Here is an 18,241-nt window from a genome sequence, read left to right on the forward strand (position 1 = left end):
TAAAAGGAGGTTGTGCCTTTGTTCCGTAAATCTATTTCATGGGGTGTCATCTGTGCGCTGCTGCTAGTGTTGTCGGTAGGGTGCTCTAGCAATGAATCGTCCAATCTCAGCACAGACAAGCCGCTGCCGCAAAGCAGCATAAAGCCCGAGGTGAAGAAGGATCCGGTTACGCTCACAATGCAGATCGCTGAAGGTTTGATCGTCAACAGGGATATGGTATTAGGCATGATTAACGAATTCAAGAAAGTGCACCCGGAAATCAATGTGGAACTGGAGACGCTTCCCGCCGATCAAAGAAATGCAAAGCTACAAACTATGATCACGACGGCTGAAATGCCAGACATATACCAGCTTAATGCTCTACAAGAGTTGACCGCACTGTCTAACAAGGCGGGATATCTATATGATATGAGTCAGTTAGAAGCAGCCAAAAATTTCTCTGATGATGTTCGCAGTGGTGTTACTGTAGACGGGAAAATGGCGGAGTTTCCAACTGGTCTAGGTTTCGTGGGATTTGCGTACAATATCCCCCTCTTAGAGTCCATCGGCTATTCGAAGCCTCCGCAAACTTGGGAGGAGTTGATGGATGCCGGAGAAAAGCTGAAAGCGAAGAACGTACCACTACTTGTTTACGCAGGCAAATGGGCTACGGCCATCGGCAATGTGTTCCACTGGACGTTCGGAAATAAAGGGCTTACAGATAAGGATTTCCAGACCGCCTATTTAAACAATAAAGTAGATTGGACAAAATACAGGGATGTCTTGTTAGAAGGCTATGATCGATTCAATAAATTGAATAAATACGTGCTGACCGGAAGCTACACATATGCCATCGAACAGGGTTATCAGGCTTTTGCAAAAGGCCAGGCGGCTATGGTGCTTGGTGGTACGTGGTCCATGCCGAATATCGAGCAGAATAACCCGAACTTCAAATGGGGCTTCATGAACTTGCCTTACTCGTCAGATAAGGATAACAGTTATATTTATACGATTGAGGACGGTTTGACGATTAATGCGAAGTCGAAGCATCTAGAAGAATCCAAAACGTTCATGAATTGGTTCTTTAGCAAAGAAAATTTTGCCAAGATTATTAAGGCTAAACAAAACATGTCGGCGATGCCTGGCATTGGCGAGGTTTCACCGGTATTTGCGGATACGCAAAACTGGCTGAAATCCGGAAGAGTCATTACATTCGCCAACCTGAAACCGATGACGAATCCGGTTTTCATCAAGTTGGCCGAGACGGCGCAAGGCGTTACATTCGGCAGTGATGTGAACAAAGCGGCAGACGAGTGGATCAAGGAATACAACGATAAAATCAAAAAATAAACCGTTGTTTCGGTTGGAGGGAAGACTTCATGTTTCTCTCCTTTTTTGCTAAAAGTTTGGAGGAATGCGCACATGCGAAGCAAAGGATCATTAAACCTCAAAACGTTTTGGATCGGCATTCTATTCTTGCTTCCTATTTCTATTATGATTGTCACATTTATGCTCGTCCCCGTATTTCAAACCATGTACTACAGCTTTACAAATTGGGACGGATTGGGCGAGTACCGTTTTATTGGCTTCAGAAATTATCAGCGAATATTTTCGGACGCGTCTTTCGTCAGGACAATGTATCGAACACTATGGATGGGAGTTGCAATTGCCTTACTGACGAATGCAATCGGTATGCTGCTAGCTCTCGCCGTCAATCAGGCATTCAAGACGAAAAATGTGATGCGGACGCTGTTTTATTTCCCTAAACTACTTCCAATCGTTTTAGGGGCTTACGTGTGGGGCTATATTTTGGACACGAACAACGGGTTAATGAACAAAATCCTCAGCAGTCTAATGGGAAAACCAATAAAAGTTTTATGGGTTGATTCACCCGACTTTGTGGCTTACACAATCATCCTGGTAGCGGTTTGGCAGCTGACCGGACCAATAATGATTGTCTACTTGGCTGCCCTGCAGTTCGTTCCCAATGAGATAAAAGAAGCGGCCATCATGGATGGGGCTTCACCCAGTCGAAAATTTTTCAGCATCATCCTGCCGATGATTGCACCAGGTATAACGGTAAACACCCTCATCGGATTGGCGTCCGGGCTCAAGCTATTCGACCTACCGTTTGCCTTGACGGGTGGAGGCCCTGCACGAGCTAGCGAGACGCTCGCGATCCGAATTTACAGAAACGCTTTTCAATCGCTTGATTTGGCTTACGGAATGGCGGCCGCTTGCGTATTGGTCATATTTGTACTAGCCATTACGCTGCTGTTCGTCGTTGTGACCAAGAAATATGAGGGGAGGGCATATGAATGAATCCGCGAATGAAAAAAAGAATGTTCGAAGGATCCGTCCTATTGTTAGCTCTTTTATACAGCATCCCATTGTATTTAATTGCGGTAAATTCTCTGAAGTCCAATAATCAAATTCAACAGCACCCATTAGGTTTCCCAGATTTCAGCATTGGGCTGGATAACCTTATTAGAGCATTTAAAGCAATGGAAATACTTAAAGCATATGCCGTCACTTTTTCCATTGCCATAATGAGTTTGACGTATATCATTTTCTTTTCTGCCATGGCCGCGTACGCCATCGCTAGGATCAATCATTGGTTTTTTCAGTCCGTTTATTGGTTTTACGTATCGCTCATTTTGATGCCAATTCAAGCGGCCTTCATCCCACTTATCTTTGTTTTGAAAAAATTCCATCTGTATAACAACTTGTTCGGCATCTCAGCAGTTTATATCGGGGTTCTTTCCTCGTTCAGCATATTTATGTTTGTCGGCTTTATCCGGGGAATATCTATTGAGCTGGAGGAAGCCGCCAAGATAGAAGGATGTTCAACGCTCCGTTTGTTCGTTCAAATAGTCTTCCCACTGATGAAGCCGATCAGCGCCACACTATTTATTTTTCAATTCGTACACATATGGGATGACCTGTTGTTGCCCCTTGTACTACTAACCTCGAATAAATATCCCACAGTTACATTGAGTTTGTACAAGTTTTTCTCAGACCTAGGCCAGACCGATCTAAGCTTGTTGTTTGGCGGATTTATACTCGTATTGGCCCCGGTTATCGTCATGTTCTTATTTTTGCAAAAATACTTTGTCAGCGGGCTGCAGGCGGGTGCTTTAAAAGGATAAGGCCAATGGAAGTGGTGTAAGGAAGCGATAAGTATCAAATGAATTCACGATAATTGGAAAGAGCAGCATGCCGAGAAAAGTTGGCAGCTGCTCTTTTTATACTGGAATTAACGTCCCAGTTCGTATTGATCCGAGATTTCGGTACTACTTAGTGCACGATTAAATACTTGAGTATCATCGATCCAGCCTTTCCAAAGGTTTCCGAAAGTTTTACTTGCGCCAATGATTATACCACTAGCTTCGGAAGTGACGCTTCTAGCAGCGGAATTCTCCAGAACACCGTTCATGTAGACTTTCGCCGTCGTACCATCGTAAGTTACTGCAAGGTGGACCCATTGATTAACTGGAATGTTGGTAGTACCAAGTAGCGGTAACCCGCCGAGGTAGGTTCCGACAACGCCTGTGCTATCACGATACAACCAAATTTTTCCATTTGTACCATCCTGCTGTATTACGTATTTAGCAGTACTGGCAGCACCATCATGTTTCACCCAAGCCGTTGCCGTGAAACTGCTTGTGCCTGGATTTGCAACGTTAGGTGTAGTAGCATAATCGTCTATGCCATCCAAGTAAAGGGCATTGCCAACTCGACCTGAAGCGAAGCTTGCGCCGTTAGTCAGAGTAGCTGATTGGCTATAGCTTGCTGAGTCGCTGCCTACAAAACCGGAAGTCTCGTTGAACTTCCACCAGGTGCTATTGTACTGGTCCTTCATTTCTGTTGCAGTGAGTTGGCGATTGTAGATGGAGACTTCATCGATCCCACCATTCCAGAGGTTACCGAAGGACTTACTCGCACCGAAAATCATTCCGCCCGTAGGCTCTGAATCAAGAGCAATAGTCCGGGATCCATCCTGCACCCCGTTCAAGAAAAGACGGAGGGTAGCACCATCATAGGTTACTCCGACATGTGTCCACGTACCAACCGGAATTGTACCAGTAGAGAACGTTCCAACGCCACCGAGAAAGGTTTCTAGTCGACCGTCAGAGTACCGATTAAGCCAAATCTTACCGTTAGTACCATCCTGTTGGATGATATACTGTGAGCCTGAGGCAGCATCTAACTTCACCCAAGCCGTTGCACTAAATCTGCCGTAGCCAGATGGAGAAACTGGGTTCAATATGTGTGGGGCCGTAGCATAAGTAGTTGTTCCGTTAAACTGTAAGGCATTATTTATTTGGCCGCTGATCCAACCCCCGCCATTTACTACGGTAGCATTGCGCGCATATTCCGTACTGTCAGCTGCGACCGAGCCACTTGTTTCGTTGAACTTGTAATAAGCTTGACGTTCCAAGTCCGTCACATTCAGTGTTGTAAAGACTGCAAAACTTTGCGGATTTAGACGTACTTGGGTATGCCCGATGAAGTCAGCGGAAACTGTACCTTTGTCGGTAATACCACCATCACCATTCTCATTCCAAACGAACAATCGGAACGCTGTATTTGCGCCAACGCCGTTAAACGAAATAGTTGTCGTAGCACCAGTGTCGTTCAGTGCATAGACTGCCAAATTGCTTGAGTTTGGATCCTTCAAGGCATTCACGATCTTGCCAGTAACCGTACCTGTTACACTCACAAGATTCCAGTGGCTGTTAGCTGTGTGTGTGAACAACCGAGTTGCATTGTACACTGGCTTCAAGGGATAGCCATCAGTCCCACTGCCAATTTCGCTGTGGTACTGTGTACCATTATCATACTTCGCTTTGTAAGCATCCCATTTCGTCAGGGCAACGAACTTCCGCTTCATGGCATTCATCGTAAATTCGGCATGCTCATAAGCACTGACTACGGTATCTGTGATAGGGATAGATGTGCCGTTCAAGCAACCTGGGTCGTAAGTGCAAGTGCTCTTATCACCACGCACACCATACTCCATGATGTACACTGGTTTCTGCCCAGCTGCTGATAAACCATTAATAATGGTGCGTACACCATCTAAACGATCTATCCCATACTGAACATCATCATAGTCCCAGTAAATGTGAATGGAGTAACCATCAAGGATATCGGTCATGTGGGCATCCATGTAATCGAACCAGGACTGTTGATTAGTAAGTAACAGATCGCCACCGATAAACTTGATACCGCTCTTAATCCCAAGCGCTGTAAGCTGAGTGTTCAGAGTTCGATAGAACGTCTCATAATCGCTTTGCGTAATCGAGGTTGAGTTGACTTCGTTCTGAATCGTTACGTACTTGACATTGGAATAACCCAGCGTGACTTTCAGACGATACAACTCATTCGCAAAAGTCTGCATCTGCGTCGTGATATTCGTGTAAGGACCATGCCAATAGGTGATATTAACTTCAGCACCGGAGCTTTGCGCCAACGCCACAGTTTGCTCGAAGGATGCCATGTAATCCGGATAAGTGACGGTATCTTCACCTTTGGAATCGTAGAAGATTCGAACGATCTGCGAATCAAGAGCCTTTACTTTACGCTCCAACAAACCAATGTTACTAGTAGTTATTCCGTCTACAGCGCTGATTGAAGCGTATAGGTTCTGATTGTACTCCGTACCGCTGCCAACAAAATCGGATTGCAACACGGTACCTGTATTTACTGTGAATTCGGATGCAGCAAGTGCGTTTTGAGAGGGGAGAGTTAGGACAGCGGAAGCAACAATTAGAAGAGTAACAGCAGCGGATATTATGGTCTTCTGAAACAACTTAACAGACATCAAACTCATCACCGTTTCACACTCCATTTCCGGATTTGTGATCGGGACATCCAGATGCAATCATCTCTAGATGGCAGTCAGTATAAATATACGATGACTACATACTTGATAAGCATCCGACCAGAAGGTAAATGGTACATTTGAAACCTTACCTTCAAAACTAGTTGTATTGCTGGAATTCTGATTCCTAATTAAAGACCTCCTTTATATAAAATGGGTTCCCTGCATCTCTAGATATAGAGGAAATGGAATGACATGTATATGTGTTTTTTTATAAATTTATGGCGAAATCAATTGTGGACGATGCAATCATAAAAACACATGATTTTTGATGTCTGTACATATTTCTTTTTTATCGCTCCCAGTACAATTAAGATAAGTGATTGATGAGGCGGAGCGCATGCAAATAGGAGTTGATACTTTTGAAATTAGCGGTCGTAAAACAAAGCATTACACCCGATACGCCTGTTTTTCTAGCCGGCTTCGGAACTAGGGATCGAAAGAGCGAAGGGGTGCTAGATGACATCTTCGTTAAAGTTGCATGGCTCGAAAGTATGGAGTCGCTTGTAGTAATTACTTTGGATGCACTTGGCGGGGATCGCAGCTTTGTAACAGGCATCAAGGAAGCTTTAAGAGAAGTCTTCGGGTTAAAGTCCGAGCAGGTGTTAATTAATTTTTCCCATACACATTGCTCTGTATTTTTGACAGGAGAGGCTAGTGAAGGGCGTAGAGGCGGGTACAGCCTTGGGCAGTCACAATGGCCAGAGAAGGACAAGGATATCAATTATGCGGAGGACATCCGCTATTTTCGCTTTATACGCGATACGATAATCAGCCTGTTGCAGCATTGTTCGCAAAATCTAACAGAAGGCACTCTTCTACTATTGAAAGGAAATTCCAATGCAGGGGTAAGTAGACGGCTCATGACGGAAGAAGGCCTGATGTTCAAACCGAATTTCCAAGCAGAAACAGATCAAGACCTTTTCGTGCTGCAATTGCTTGACTCACAAGGCGAGCTTAAAGGACTTGTGTTCAGCTACGGTTGTCATCCGACCTGTATTGGACCGAATATGATTTCAGCGGAGTTTGTTGGTCAAGCCTGCACGGAATTGGAAGCTTCGTTTCCTGACAGCATCGCGATCTTTTTACAGGGCTGCGGGGCGGACATTAAACCGCTGAAAACCGTAATCGACGACCGCTTTAAGTCATGCACGGTAGAAGAAATGCGAGAAGCTGGGGTGGAATTGGCGGAAGATGTTATGCGGACACTATCCAAGAGTGGAGCTCTGAAGCTTACAGGTTCCATGCAAACTGCTGAGGTTGGAGTAAGACTTTTCACAGAGCCTTGGGGGCTTACCGAAATGCTCTCCATCGTAGGGGACGAAACGAAAACTGATTACAGAAGACGAGCGGCCAGACGAACGGCTGATGCCATTAAAGAAGGCAGTGTGCGCCAAGTTCTTCCTTTTACAATCACAGTGTGGGGTTTGGGAGATGGTTTCCGGATCATTGCATTGGAAGGAGAAGTTCCCTCTTCATATGCCATATCTATCAAAAGGATATTTTCAACTATGAACGTCATGGTATTAGGCTACAGCAACGGGGTTCCTACCTATATTCCTACGGGTCAAATTCTGAAAGAAGGCGGATACGAAGCGGAGGCATTTGTTCTTCATGGGTATCGTGGTCCTTTCGTACCGGAGAATGAATGGATTATCCTTGGTGCCGTTAAAGAGGCAGAGGAAAGGCTTCATATACCAAAGGAGGAGTAAACATAGTAAATAAGTCATAAAAGCACATAACATGAACTATTTCTTCCATATTCGAATGTCTCTATTTCTTTTAAGCTAGAAGAAACGTAAAACGTTTAAGTATAGCCAATATGAAGTAAGGTAAAGGGGGAAAACGCATGAAAAAGTGGTTACCCGCAGCACTCTCAGTCACGGTAAGTATTTCCGTATTGCTTACAGCATGTAGCTCTAATGATGCGCCTTCAGCTACAGATACTAAAGCAACTGCAACAACAGAAACATCCAAGGCAACAGAGGCACCCAAGGTTCAGGCTACGTTTAACGTTATATCCAACGATGGTGGTTACGCATACTCCAAGACGGCGACAAAAGAGGATCCGTATCATACGGAAATGGCAAGATTATTTTCCGAATTTTCAGGTCAGCCGACTACGATTAAGTATGAATTCATCCCATCGGCCGATTATACACAGCAAGTGACTGTTCGTTTCGCGTCTGGTGACATTCCAGAAGTTGTAACATCGGACTCCATTCTTAACTCTGCACATGCTACTGCGGTGGAGAATGGCATATTTCTTCCATTGAACGATTTGATTGACAAGTACGGTAAAAATATTAAGGCAAAAGTTCCAGAAGCGACTTGGTCCCTTCCCGCTTTGAGCAAAGATGGCAAAATTTACGGGATTCCTAAACTGTTAACGCCAATCAACCCTCAAGCACTTCTGATCCGAAAGGATTGGCTCGATAAATTAGGCATGAAACAACCTGAGACGATGGAAGAGTATCTTGCTTTCTTCGAAAAGGTAAAAACAACTGATCTAAATGGTAATGGAAAAAATGACGAAGTCGGATATGAAATTCGTGGTATGTTTGGATTCAGTAACTTCTTCTTCTATGCTCAAGGCATTTCACCGGGTGAAAATGGTGCGCTTGTTTGGCATGATGTAAACGGCCAGTTCATCCCGGATATCATTAATCCGAAAATGAAAGAAGCTATGTTGTTTTACAAAATGCTATACGATAAAGGCTATATTAACAAAGACTTTATTAACGTGAAAGACGCGGACTGGGTTAAAGCGATTCAAGACGATAAAGTTGCGACTTGGAGTCATGATTTGCGGAATTTGAATAGTTGGACACCAGATAAATTTGCTGGAAAAAGCGCGAAAATCGACTTACTGCCAGGTGTGAAGCAAGCCGATGGCAAATATTTACTCGGTCCAAAAGGAACGGGTATCGCAAAAGTGTATATTCTGACCAAAAACGCGAAAAATCCAGAGCGCTTCATCCAATTCCTTGACTGGACCTACTCGGATAACGCGAAAAAGGACACTTTCTTCCGTTACGGTATCAAAGACCGCAACTACACAGAAGCCAACGGTCAAATTACTTGGGATCCTAAGCTACCTGCTAACGCGAATGAAAAACTGCAATACCAAACAATGGTGAATCCGTCAGGCGATACACGGATGGATCCTGAAGTGATTAAAAGAGAAGGCGTAATTGATCCTGAGTTAGTTAAAAAAGGCATGGGATACGAAGAGAAGAACTTGTTCGAGATCCCAAGTATGAGCATGCCAACGCCGGATTCGATCAAAACAAAACCAGAACTTGGTTTCGCTGCTGGTTCATTGTTCCTGGATACGCTTACTCAAATTATGATTGGCAAGATTGATCCTGACAAAGCTTTTGACAATTTCGTGGCTGATTGGAAAAAACGCGGCGGAGATCAGGCGATCAAGGAAGCAAATGACTGGTATGCTAAAAACAAAAAGAAATAATGTTGATTAACTTGAGGGGGGAAGTGAAAACTTCCCCTTTCATCTATAATTTCTATCATTTCGAACAATACGTTATACGCTGCTGAGTAATCAAGTAAAGGTGGTTTTCTGATGAGCAACACTTCCTTAACTAAAAATATCGCTCCAAATCGGAAGCTGTCACGTTTTAACATCACGTTACTAATTAACAAGATCGGTTCCAATCGCAAACTGGCTCTATTCCTTATTTGCTTGCCAGGGTTATTACATTTTGCAATATTCAAATATATCCCTTTGTTTGGGAATATCATTGTTTTTCAAAAATACGACATTTTCAAGGGTATTTTCGGCAGTCAATGGGTAGGCTTTTTGCACTTCAAGAACATGTTTTCATTGTATGATTTTTACCATCTCCTTAAAAATACCCTTATTATCAGTTTTTATAGGTTGTTTTTTAGTTTCCCAGCACCCATTATTCTCGCTTTGTTTCTGAATGAGATCAGGCACATGCTGTTTAAACGTACAATTCAGACCCTGTTGTATTTCCCTCACTTCTTGTCATGGGTAATCGTTGGAGGAATTTTCTATCAGCTGCTTGATCCTCAAGGGATTATTAATGATCTCCTCGCATGGTTCGGTATGGATAGAATTATCTTCCTGCAGGATTCACGGTTTTTCAGAGCCATTGTAGTCAGTTCTGCTATATGGAAAGAAGTTGGCTGGGGCATGATTCTTTATTTAGCAGCTATTGCTGGGATCAACCCTAATATCTATGAAGCTGCTACTGTTGACGGTGCGAACCGCTGGAAGCAAATGTGGTACATTACGCTGCCTAGCTTAATGCCCACACTTGTCATCTTGCTCCTGTTGCGGATCGGACACATCCTGGATACCGGTGTTGAAGAAATGTTGATTTATGCCAACTCACTAAACCGTAACGTTGCGGATGTGTTTGATGTCTATATTTATCGGGTTGGTATTCAAGGGGCCCAATACAGTTATACGACGGCCCTTGGCTTTTTCAAAGCAGTCGTGGGACTTATATTGATTTTTGGAATGAACAAGTTAGCTAAACGCGTAACTGGAGAGAGTATCTATTAAGAGGTCTTTTGGCGAAAGGAGGGACTATACATTGCCAATTTATAAATCTGAACGATTGTTTCATTTTATTAACGGTTTGTTTTTTACAGTGCTTAGCCTCTCTATGCTTGCTCCTATGCTGCATGTACTTGCAGTTTCTCTAAGTTCTAACGAATATGTGAAATTAAATCAAGTCTTCATTTGGCCTAAAGGGTTTAATACGTCTGTATATCAAATAATTTTTACTCAAGCCCATATGTGGAGGGCTATGGCCGTTACTTGCTTCATTACGATTATGGGGACTCTTGCCTATTTGTTTTTTACCTCAACGATGGCTTATTCGCTTTCAAGATCAATGATGCCTGGACGTAAACTAATATTGAAACTCATTATTGTTACCTTCATTTTCTCAGTGCCGCTCATACCTAAATTTCTAGTCATCAAAAACTTAGGAATGATCAACACGTACTGGGCTCTCATTCTTCCAGGAGCAGTGGGCGCGTTCGGCGTCATTATTATGAAAACATTCTTTCAGGGAATCTCATCCGAGTTGTTCGATGCTGCATCCATTGATGGATGTTCGGAATTCGGAATTTTTGCCCGAATTACGATCCCGCTGTCTCTGCCCGTGTTTGCGACTCTAGGACTTTTTCATGCAGTAGGCGAGTGGAATTCCTATTTTGATGCTTTGATCTACATTCGAGACAAACAGATGTATCCGCTGCAAATTATTTTGCGAGGCATCGTTCAGGATAGTCAACTTTCCCTTGAATTCGACCAATCACAAATTCTCGAACACACCGTCGAATCAATGAAGTCAGCTGTCATTATATTTGCAACAGGCCCCATTATTTTCGTTTATCCATTTATACAAAAATATTTTGTCAAAGGTGCCACAGTGGGCTCCTTAAAAGAATAGGAGGACTATCTACTCATGGTATTGAACAAAGAACATGTTAAAACAATGACGATTTCAACGTTACATGATCAACCTACAATCCATTTTGCCATTGAAGAGCTTTTGAAATATCTACTTCTCATGTCCCCCGAGTATCAAATAGATACACGCAAAGAACCTTTTTATACCGAGAGCGAAGCTGCTTACCTTTGGGTAGGCTTATTCGGTGATTTGGACATTTCCATGCCTGAATTGGCTAATCCCGAGTTGGACGATGCTATTTACATTGATGTCAAGGATGCGAAGGGACATATCGCCGGTTCCAATCCACGCAGCGTTCTGCTTGGTGTGTATAGGTTCCTCGAAGAGGCAGGATGCCGATGGCTGCGACCCGGAGCAGATGGAGATTATGTGCCCAGGAAAGCACTTGAGACCATCGATGTAAAAGTTAACGAAAAAGCAACCTATCGGCATAGAGGGCTTTGCATCGAGGGAGCCGTCAGCATCGAAAATATGCTGGACAACATACATTGGGCGCCGAAGGCAGGTTTCAATTCCTACTTCTTGGAATTCAAGACTCCTTATACATTCTTTGATCGTTGGTATGGTCATCGGCATAACAAGTACAAACAACCCGAGACCATTACCGTGGATCAAGTAGATGCTTTTACCGTCGAAATGGAGAAAGAAATAAAAAAGCGTGGTCTTATCTATCACGCTGTAGGCCACGGCTGGACAGGTGAACCGCTTGGACTTCCTTGTTTAGGTTGGGATGCAGTAGATTATGCGGTGGATGAAGATAAATCCCGTTTCTTTGCCTTAGTGGAGGGCAAGCGGGAGCTTTGGCACGGTGTACCTCTGAATACAAATTTATGCTTCTCTAATCCGGACGCAAGAAGGTTGATTGTCCAATACGCTGCAGATCATGCGCAAAATAACCCCCATATCGATATGCTGCATTTTTGGTTAGCTGATGCGTTCAATAACCATTGCGAATGTGAAAATTGCCTAAAGGCCTTGCCGTCAGATTTTTATATCTTGATGTTAAACGAATTGGACGAGGAATTGACTGTAAGAAATCTGAGCACGCGAGTCGTGTTCTTGCTTTATTTGGATCTATTGTGGGTACCCGAGAAGGAAACATTGACAAATCCGGGTCGATTCATGCTTTTATTCGCACCCATTAGCCGAACCTACAGCCGAAGCTATGATTCGGATACAACGGGTATCGAAATCCAACCTTTTGTTCGAAACCGTCTAAAGTTCCCGACCAATATCCGTGAGAATGTAGCTTTCTTGAAAGCGTGGCAGCAACTATTTGATGGTGATGGCTTTACTTACGAGTATCATCATATGTGGGATCATTATCTTGATCCTGGATATTTCCAAATCGCGGATATGATCAGCCAAGATGTCAAAAATTTAAAGATGCTTCGATTAAACGGAATCATCAGTGATCAAACTCAGCGTTCCTTTTTCCCAACTGGCCTCGGCATGTATGTCCTTGGAAAAACGTTATGGAACGATGAAGCAGATTTCAGGCAATTAGCCAAAGAATATTTCATTGCTTCATTCGGAGACGAAGGCGAAGTTTGTTTACATTATTTGGAGACAATCTCTGACCTTTTTGATCCGCCTTATATGAGAGGAGAGAAGCCGAGGATCAGCAGCGAAGCAGCTGACAAGCTGCGGTCTGTACAAGAGATAGTAAGCGATTTTCGACCTGTTTTGGAGAGAAACCTAGGCTCTGCGCTTCATCCGACTATTGCAAAATCATGGGAATATTTACTAATCCATGCGGAAATGATATGTCTTCTTGCTTCTGCGTTAGAGGCCAGGGCGGATGGTAGGGCGGAGGAAGCGCGACAACTTTGGGCACAGACGTCCGATTATGCTCAGCGGAATGAAGATTTGTACCAGACGGTTTTTGATGTTTTTCTGTATATTCAAACGCTGCACAAGATGTTTGATGATGAAACAAAAACTCATTTCGGCGGCGAAGTTACCTAGTGTTTGTTCGACGAAGTATTTTAAATCGAATAAACGCCTAAGACGTGAAAAGGTTGTCCAAAGTGAAACGCTTCCATGGTATAATAAGTTTTAAATGCTATTAGGTGGGATAAGGATGGTCCGAATTAGGAAACTATCGATGCATGTGAAATTGGCCATCCTGGTACTTGGCTTTGTTCTAATCCCTTTTTTAGTATCTGGCATGATCTGGTACGAAAAGTCTACCCAAAGTATCGAAAACAACGCGATAAACTACAGTCGTCAAATTGTGGAACAAATTAATGACAACCTCGACTCTTACTTCGTGGAGCTTGGCACCATCACATCACCCGTTTTAACTTCTCCATTAGTGAATCAGTTTTTAAATTCAAAAAATGCAGATTCTTACGACATGTACGTTATGAAAAGAAAAATAGATAATGAGTTATTTTTAAATATATTGTCAGTGCGAACAGACATTATAAATCTCTCCATTGTATCAGATGATGGTATGATCGTTAGCAGCTACGAGGACCGTGGTTCTCTTGAAGCTTTTAACGAATATAAGGGAAATCGTACAACAAACAGGACATTCAAAAACTTTAACATCGAAGGCGTTCGGAAAGTTAACTCCACGAATGTGCTTACAATCACGCGCGATTTGCGAGATATTTCAAAAAACAAAATAAGAGCAATGCTCATTATTGACGTAAACTATAAAGTGATACCCCGTTTGCTGGAAAACGTAAAGCTAGGCAATACCGATTTGATCTGGGCAATGGATTCGGAGAATCGAATCATCTATCACCCGGATGAACATTTGTGGGGAAAGTACATTAATGAGGCAGTTCCAACTTACACGGGTCTACAAGGAGAAGAGAAGAACGGCTATTATATTGATCAGTCATCAGGCAAGAAGAATCTTGTTATTTACGATGATCTAAAATCGACAGGCTGGACCATTGTGGATGAGTTACCGCTAGAGGAACTCATCGGCAGCTTGATGAATCTGCGTTATCTTACCCTTGCTATTGGTATCGTCTTAGTTGCTTTGGTTCTAGTTGCAGTCGGGACTTTTACACTATCCTTAACACGTTCACTGCTCCTTCTACAGAAACTAATGCGTAAAGCTGAAGATGGTAATTTGGATGTTCGTGCGCCAGTTCATAAAGGTAAAGAAATTGGCAGCTTGTTCGGCAGCTTTAACAACATGGTATCTGAAATAAAAAGGCTAATTGAAGTCGTACATATAGCAGAGTTGAAACAAAAGGAAAATGAAATCAAGCAAATGGAGTCCAGCCTCCTTATCTTGCAATCGCAAATCAATCCACATTTCCTATACAACACATTGGAGGTAGTGAATTCGTATGCCATTGAGGCTGGAGTACGGCCGATTAGTAAAATGGTGACCTCCATTGCCAAGATGTTCCGTTATAATGTCGGAAATCCACAAAAAACGGTCACACTTTTAGAAGAAATTGAGCATATGCAGACATATTTGTCTATTCAAATAGAGCGCTATGAAGGATTAAAAGTGGAGTGGGATGTTGATGAGGTTGAAGCGATGCAAGTTTCCACCGTACGTCTCATTTTACAACCACTTGTGGAAAATGCCTTTCAACACGGTTACGAAGATCATGATCGCAAGCCTGAGTATTTGAGAATCTCTGGATGTTTTACAAATGATCGGGCGTACGTCATTTCTTTAATTGACAAAGGGAATGGTATGACAGAAGAGACGTTGAACAGGTTGAACCGATTATTTACGGAGGTTACTATTCAGCAAATGGTTCGCGAGCATCAGTTTCAAGAGAAAAATCTTGGATTGTGGAACGTGCACAGCCGCCTTCGACTTACATTCGGAGAACCTTTCGGACTATACATCCGTGAGTCAGGGCGAAACGGTACGCATATGGAAATTACATTGCCAGGGAGGTAAAGGCATGTATAAAGTGATCATTGTTGATGATGAGCCATCTGTGAAACGCAGTTTAAAGACAATCATTGAAAAGGAAACTTCTTCATTTGTAGTAAGTGCATTTGCTGAGAACGGACAAGAAGCGCTGGATCTCATTAGCGAGTTCTTACCGGACGTTGTGATTACAGATATTCGAATGCCGGTAATGGATGGGTTGCGACTGGCTGAGGAGATCGGAAGCCGTGGATTCCAAACCGAAGTAATTATCATTTCCGGTTACAGCGATTTTAGCTATGCCAAACAGGCACTCCGACATGGCGTGTCCGATTATTTGCTTAAGCCGCTTGATGTTGACGAAGTACTAAGAGTGCTTTCTTTAACTGAGAAGAAACTCGGCAATGAACGTAAAGGCATCGTTGAGCGGAGTGAATGGATCGCTGTGTGTAAGGTAGAAGCGGAGTCGATGGCGAAGCACATGTGGGTCCTCAATATGACCGCTGTTTGGGAGCAGCTTGAAGGAATACACGAAAGATTGCAAACGTATCGAGCAAACTCAGCGAGACTCAAAGAAATGTATATTCACTTGTTTTACTTATTGCAAGCGGAAATTGCGGGTCTGAGTGGCAACAGAATACAATTAAAAGCTCTTCCCGACTATGAATGGAACGGTCAAGCCGAGCTATTGACTAGACATATTAAGCTAGTACTGCAATGTGCTATGGAAGAAATCCGACATATTCGGAATTGGGGTTCGCATAAGAATATGTTGGAATCCGTAAAACAGATTAATCAGAATTTTTCGAACGAATCATTTTCCATGATGAATGCTGCTGAACTTGCAGGGATGTCGCCTACGTATTTCAGTAAATCATTCAAAGAAGAAGTGGGCGTAAGCTACACCCAATATATAGCCAAATTGCGAATGGACAAGGCAATCGAGTTATTGAGTGATCCAAACAATAAGGTGTATGAGGTTGCTTATGCGGTCGGCTATAATGAATACGCTCATTTTGCTAAAGTGTTCAAGAAGTATTTCAAGTTTTCTCCGACGGAGTATCGTCATTCCTTAGAAATATGCCAAAACGGGCTTAATTAAGGATGAGGAGGTTGGAAATGCGAACGATGAAGCTAAGTGCTAGCCATTTGGAAGGCGTTTGTGAACTCTGGAATCGGGAGATTGGGAGTGATTTTCCGCTCCGCTCTCGTCTATTGTATCAAAACAGTTTGAACCACCCGGATTTTTTATCGGAGGGTTCTTTTGTCGTTGAGGGAACATCGTCCGACTATACGGTGGGGGTTGTCATAAGTAAAGTTCAGCAACTTGGTAAGGGTTATATTTCAGTGCTACTCGTTGATTCTTCCTATAGAAATTTAGGTATAGGCGGTACATTGTTAAAATTAGCTGAAAAAGCAATAAAAGATGCTGGAGTAAGCTCTATTTCCCTAGGCGGGGATTCTGGACACTTCTTTCCCGGAGTACCCTCCCAGTTTATGAATGTCAAACGCTGGCTTGAGAATCGTGGGTTCAATCAACGGGGAAACACTTACGATCTGTTAGGTGATTTTCGGGATAAGGTGATCGTAGAAGACGATATTGGTCCGGAAGTAAGGCTATCTGTTGCTGAAGAAGCAGATCTTGAAGATTTGCTCGCTTTCCTGAATCTATACTTTCCTGGGCGTTGGGAAGAGTCAACAAACCGGTATGTTACATCAGGGGGGACAGGCAGAGAATTTATCCTCATGCGAAAGTTGGGTAAGATAATCGGCTTTTGCCGTATTAATGACGAGTATTCACCCATTCTGGCTGGCAATCAATTCTGGAGTCCATGCTTTCAAGAGCGATGTGGTGGCATCGGTCCATTAGGCATTGCGGCTCCCTTTCGTGGTAATGGGTACGGAAAGGCCATTCTACTGGCAGGTATGCGGGTATTACAGGAGAGGAATCATCATCTGATGGTCATTGATTGGACGTCAGAAGTCGATTTCTATGCCAAAACAGGGTTCTCCATTTGGAAATCCTACCAGCTTTATGCCAAAGAAGATTACTCATGAAAAGACATATTTCCATATAAAATACCATCCCGATTCTGGGGAAAATAGAATAAAGTTAGGATATCTCCCAATGGGTAAAAAGGAGGAGTACCGGTGTTGAAAATGAAAGTATCCTGCCATTTAATTACGTGGGAAGAAGATTTCGTTAAAGGGATGGAGGAAGCGTCGTCTCTGGGCTACCGTGCTTGTGAAACTTTTACAAGAATCGCGCTGAAATGCGAAGATCGAAGTGATGAATTTAAAGCATTATTTGAAAAATATGGTCTTGTTTTATCCGCATTATACGGTGGGGGCCGATTCAGTGATGCATCACAATTTCATGAAACAGTGGCATATAATGCGCGTGTCGCTAGATTTGCCGCTCAGAACGGCAGCGATCGGATCGTTCTTGGACCACGAGGCCCGCGAACAGCAGGAGGTACGACATTAGAGGAGTTAAAGACCGCGGCTAGAGTGATTAATGAATCCGCCAAGCGATGCTTCGATTTAGGGGTAAAAGCCTGTCTACACCCGCATCTGAATACGGAAATTCAAGATGAAAACGAACTCGATGCCATTATGGAAATGACAGACCCGAACTTCGTTTTCTTTTGTCCAGATACTGCCCATCTAACGAAGGCAGGAATGGATCCTGTCACCGTAATGAGGCGATACAAAGATAGAATTGCTTATATGCATATCAAGGACGTCACTCCAGAAGAACCGGATCGCACTAAATTTCCTATTTTATCCGGAGATGAGGCACTTCCGATATTTTGCGAACTGGGGCTTGGATCCATTGATTTCCCGGCTGTCGTGCGACTTTTGGAGGAAATCCAATACGACGGCTGGATGACGATTGAAATAGATCAGTCAACAAGCACCCCTCGGAATAGTCTGATGGTCTGCAGGGACTATGTCGAGCAGAAACTCAGCATACCCATAAGTAACCGGATGTAAATGAAAGGAACGAACAAACCATGATGGAATGTGGCTTATGCGAAATAG

At 43.2% G+C, this 18,241-nt stretch carries 13 protein-coding genes; 12 read left to right on the top strand and 1 reads right to left on the bottom strand.

Annotated features, from left to right (window positions below; translation table 11 throughout):
* Window positions 1-18 precede the first annotated feature (18 nt).
* The 3 genes from L6I86_RS25715 to L6I86_RS25725 all read left to right on the top strand — a co-directional run bounded on the left by L6I86_RS25715 (window position 19) and on the right by L6I86_RS25725 (window position 3,128).
* The gene (locus L6I86_RS25715) at window positions 19-1,329 is read left to right on the top strand and encodes an ABC transporter substrate-binding protein (RefSeq protein ID WP_236291256.1); all 1,311 of its coding nucleotides are present in this window, start codon (window positions 19-21) and stop codon (window positions 1,327-1,329) included.
* A 72-nt stretch (window positions 1,330-1,401) separates the two neighbouring features.
* On the top strand, window positions 1,402-2,301 hold the full coding sequence (locus L6I86_RS25720; protein WP_236291257.1) for a carbohydrate ABC transporter permease: 900 nt from the start codon (window positions 1,402-1,404) through the stop codon (window positions 2,299-2,301).
* The gene (locus L6I86_RS25725) at window positions 2,298-3,128 is read left to right on the top strand and encodes a carbohydrate ABC transporter permease (RefSeq protein ID WP_236291258.1); all 831 of its coding nucleotides are present in this window, start codon (window positions 2,298-2,300) and stop codon (window positions 3,126-3,128) included. The genes L6I86_RS25720 and L6I86_RS25725 overlap by 4 nt, the downstream gene beginning before the upstream one ends.
* A gap of 107 nt (window positions 3,129-3,235) precedes the next feature.
* Here L6I86_RS25725 and L6I86_RS25730 read toward each other — a convergent pair whose 3' ends face one another.
* A complete protein-coding gene (locus L6I86_RS25730) occupies window positions 3,236-5,806 on the bottom strand; it encodes a LamG domain-containing protein (RefSeq protein ID WP_236291259.1) in 2,571 nt (856 codons plus the stop codon).
* Between the two features lie 422 nt (window positions 5,807-6,228).
* Between L6I86_RS25730 and L6I86_RS25735 the strand changes: the two genes are divergently transcribed.
* From L6I86_RS25735 to L6I86_RS25775, 9 genes are all read left to right on the top strand, one after another.
* Window positions 6,229-7,578, top strand: coding sequence for a hypothetical protein (locus L6I86_RS25735; protein WP_236291260.1), 1,350 nt, complete (start codon window positions 6,229-6,231; stop codon window positions 7,576-7,578).
* A gap of 137 nt (window positions 7,579-7,715) precedes the next feature.
* Window positions 7,716-9,338: an extracellular solute-binding protein gene (locus tag L6I86_RS25740; protein WP_236291261.1), complete on the top strand. Its 1,623-nt coding sequence runs from the start codon at window positions 7,716-7,718 to the stop codon at window positions 9,336-9,338.
* Window positions 9,339-9,701: 363 nt separating this feature from the next.
* Entirely contained in the window at window positions 9,702-10,418 is a 717-nt protein-coding gene (locus L6I86_RS25745) for an ABC transporter permease (RefSeq protein WP_420851932.1), read from the top strand.
* Between the two features lie 31 nt (window positions 10,419-10,449).
* Window positions 10,450-11,316 (top strand): carbohydrate ABC transporter permease, encoded by an 867-nt coding sequence (locus tag L6I86_RS25750; RefSeq protein WP_236291263.1) that lies wholly within the window; start codon window positions 10,450-10,452, stop codon window positions 11,314-11,316.
* A 15-nt stretch (window positions 11,317-11,331) separates the two neighbouring features.
* Complete coding sequence (locus L6I86_RS25755; RefSeq protein ID WP_236291264.1) at window positions 11,332-13,305, top strand: DUF4838 domain-containing protein; 1,974 nt, start codon at window positions 11,332-11,334, stop codon at window positions 13,303-13,305.
* Window positions 13,306-13,420: 115 nt separating this feature from the next.
* Window positions 13,421-15,223 carry a sensor histidine kinase gene (locus L6I86_RS25760; protein WP_236291265.1) on the top strand — a complete coding sequence of 601 codons (1,803 nt, stop codon included), beginning with the start codon at window positions 13,421-13,423 and terminating at the stop codon, window positions 15,221-15,223.
* A gap of 4 nt (window positions 15,224-15,227) precedes the next feature.
* Window positions 15,228-16,298: a response regulator transcription factor gene (locus L6I86_RS25765; RefSeq protein WP_236291266.1), complete on the top strand. Its 1,071-nt coding sequence runs from the start codon at window positions 15,228-15,230 to the stop codon at window positions 16,296-16,298.
* A gap of 17 nt (window positions 16,299-16,315) precedes the next feature.
* Complete coding sequence (locus L6I86_RS25770) at window positions 16,316-17,254, top strand: GNAT family N-acetyltransferase (RefSeq protein WP_236291267.1); 939 nt, start codon at window positions 16,316-16,318, stop codon at window positions 17,252-17,254.
* Window positions 17,255-17,356: 102 nt separating this feature from the next.
* Window positions 17,357-18,193 (top strand): sugar phosphate isomerase/epimerase family protein, encoded by an 837-nt coding sequence (locus L6I86_RS25775; RefSeq protein WP_236291364.1) that lies wholly within the window; start codon window positions 17,357-17,359, stop codon window positions 18,191-18,193.
* The last annotated feature ends 48 nt before the right edge of the window (window positions 18,194-18,241 follow it).

The sequence above is a fragment of the Paenibacillus allorhizoplanae genome (assembly GCF_927798215.1).
Taxonomy (GTDB): domain Bacteria; phylum Bacillota; class Bacilli; order Paenibacillales; family NBRC-103111; genus Paenibacillus_E; species Paenibacillus_E allorhizoplanae.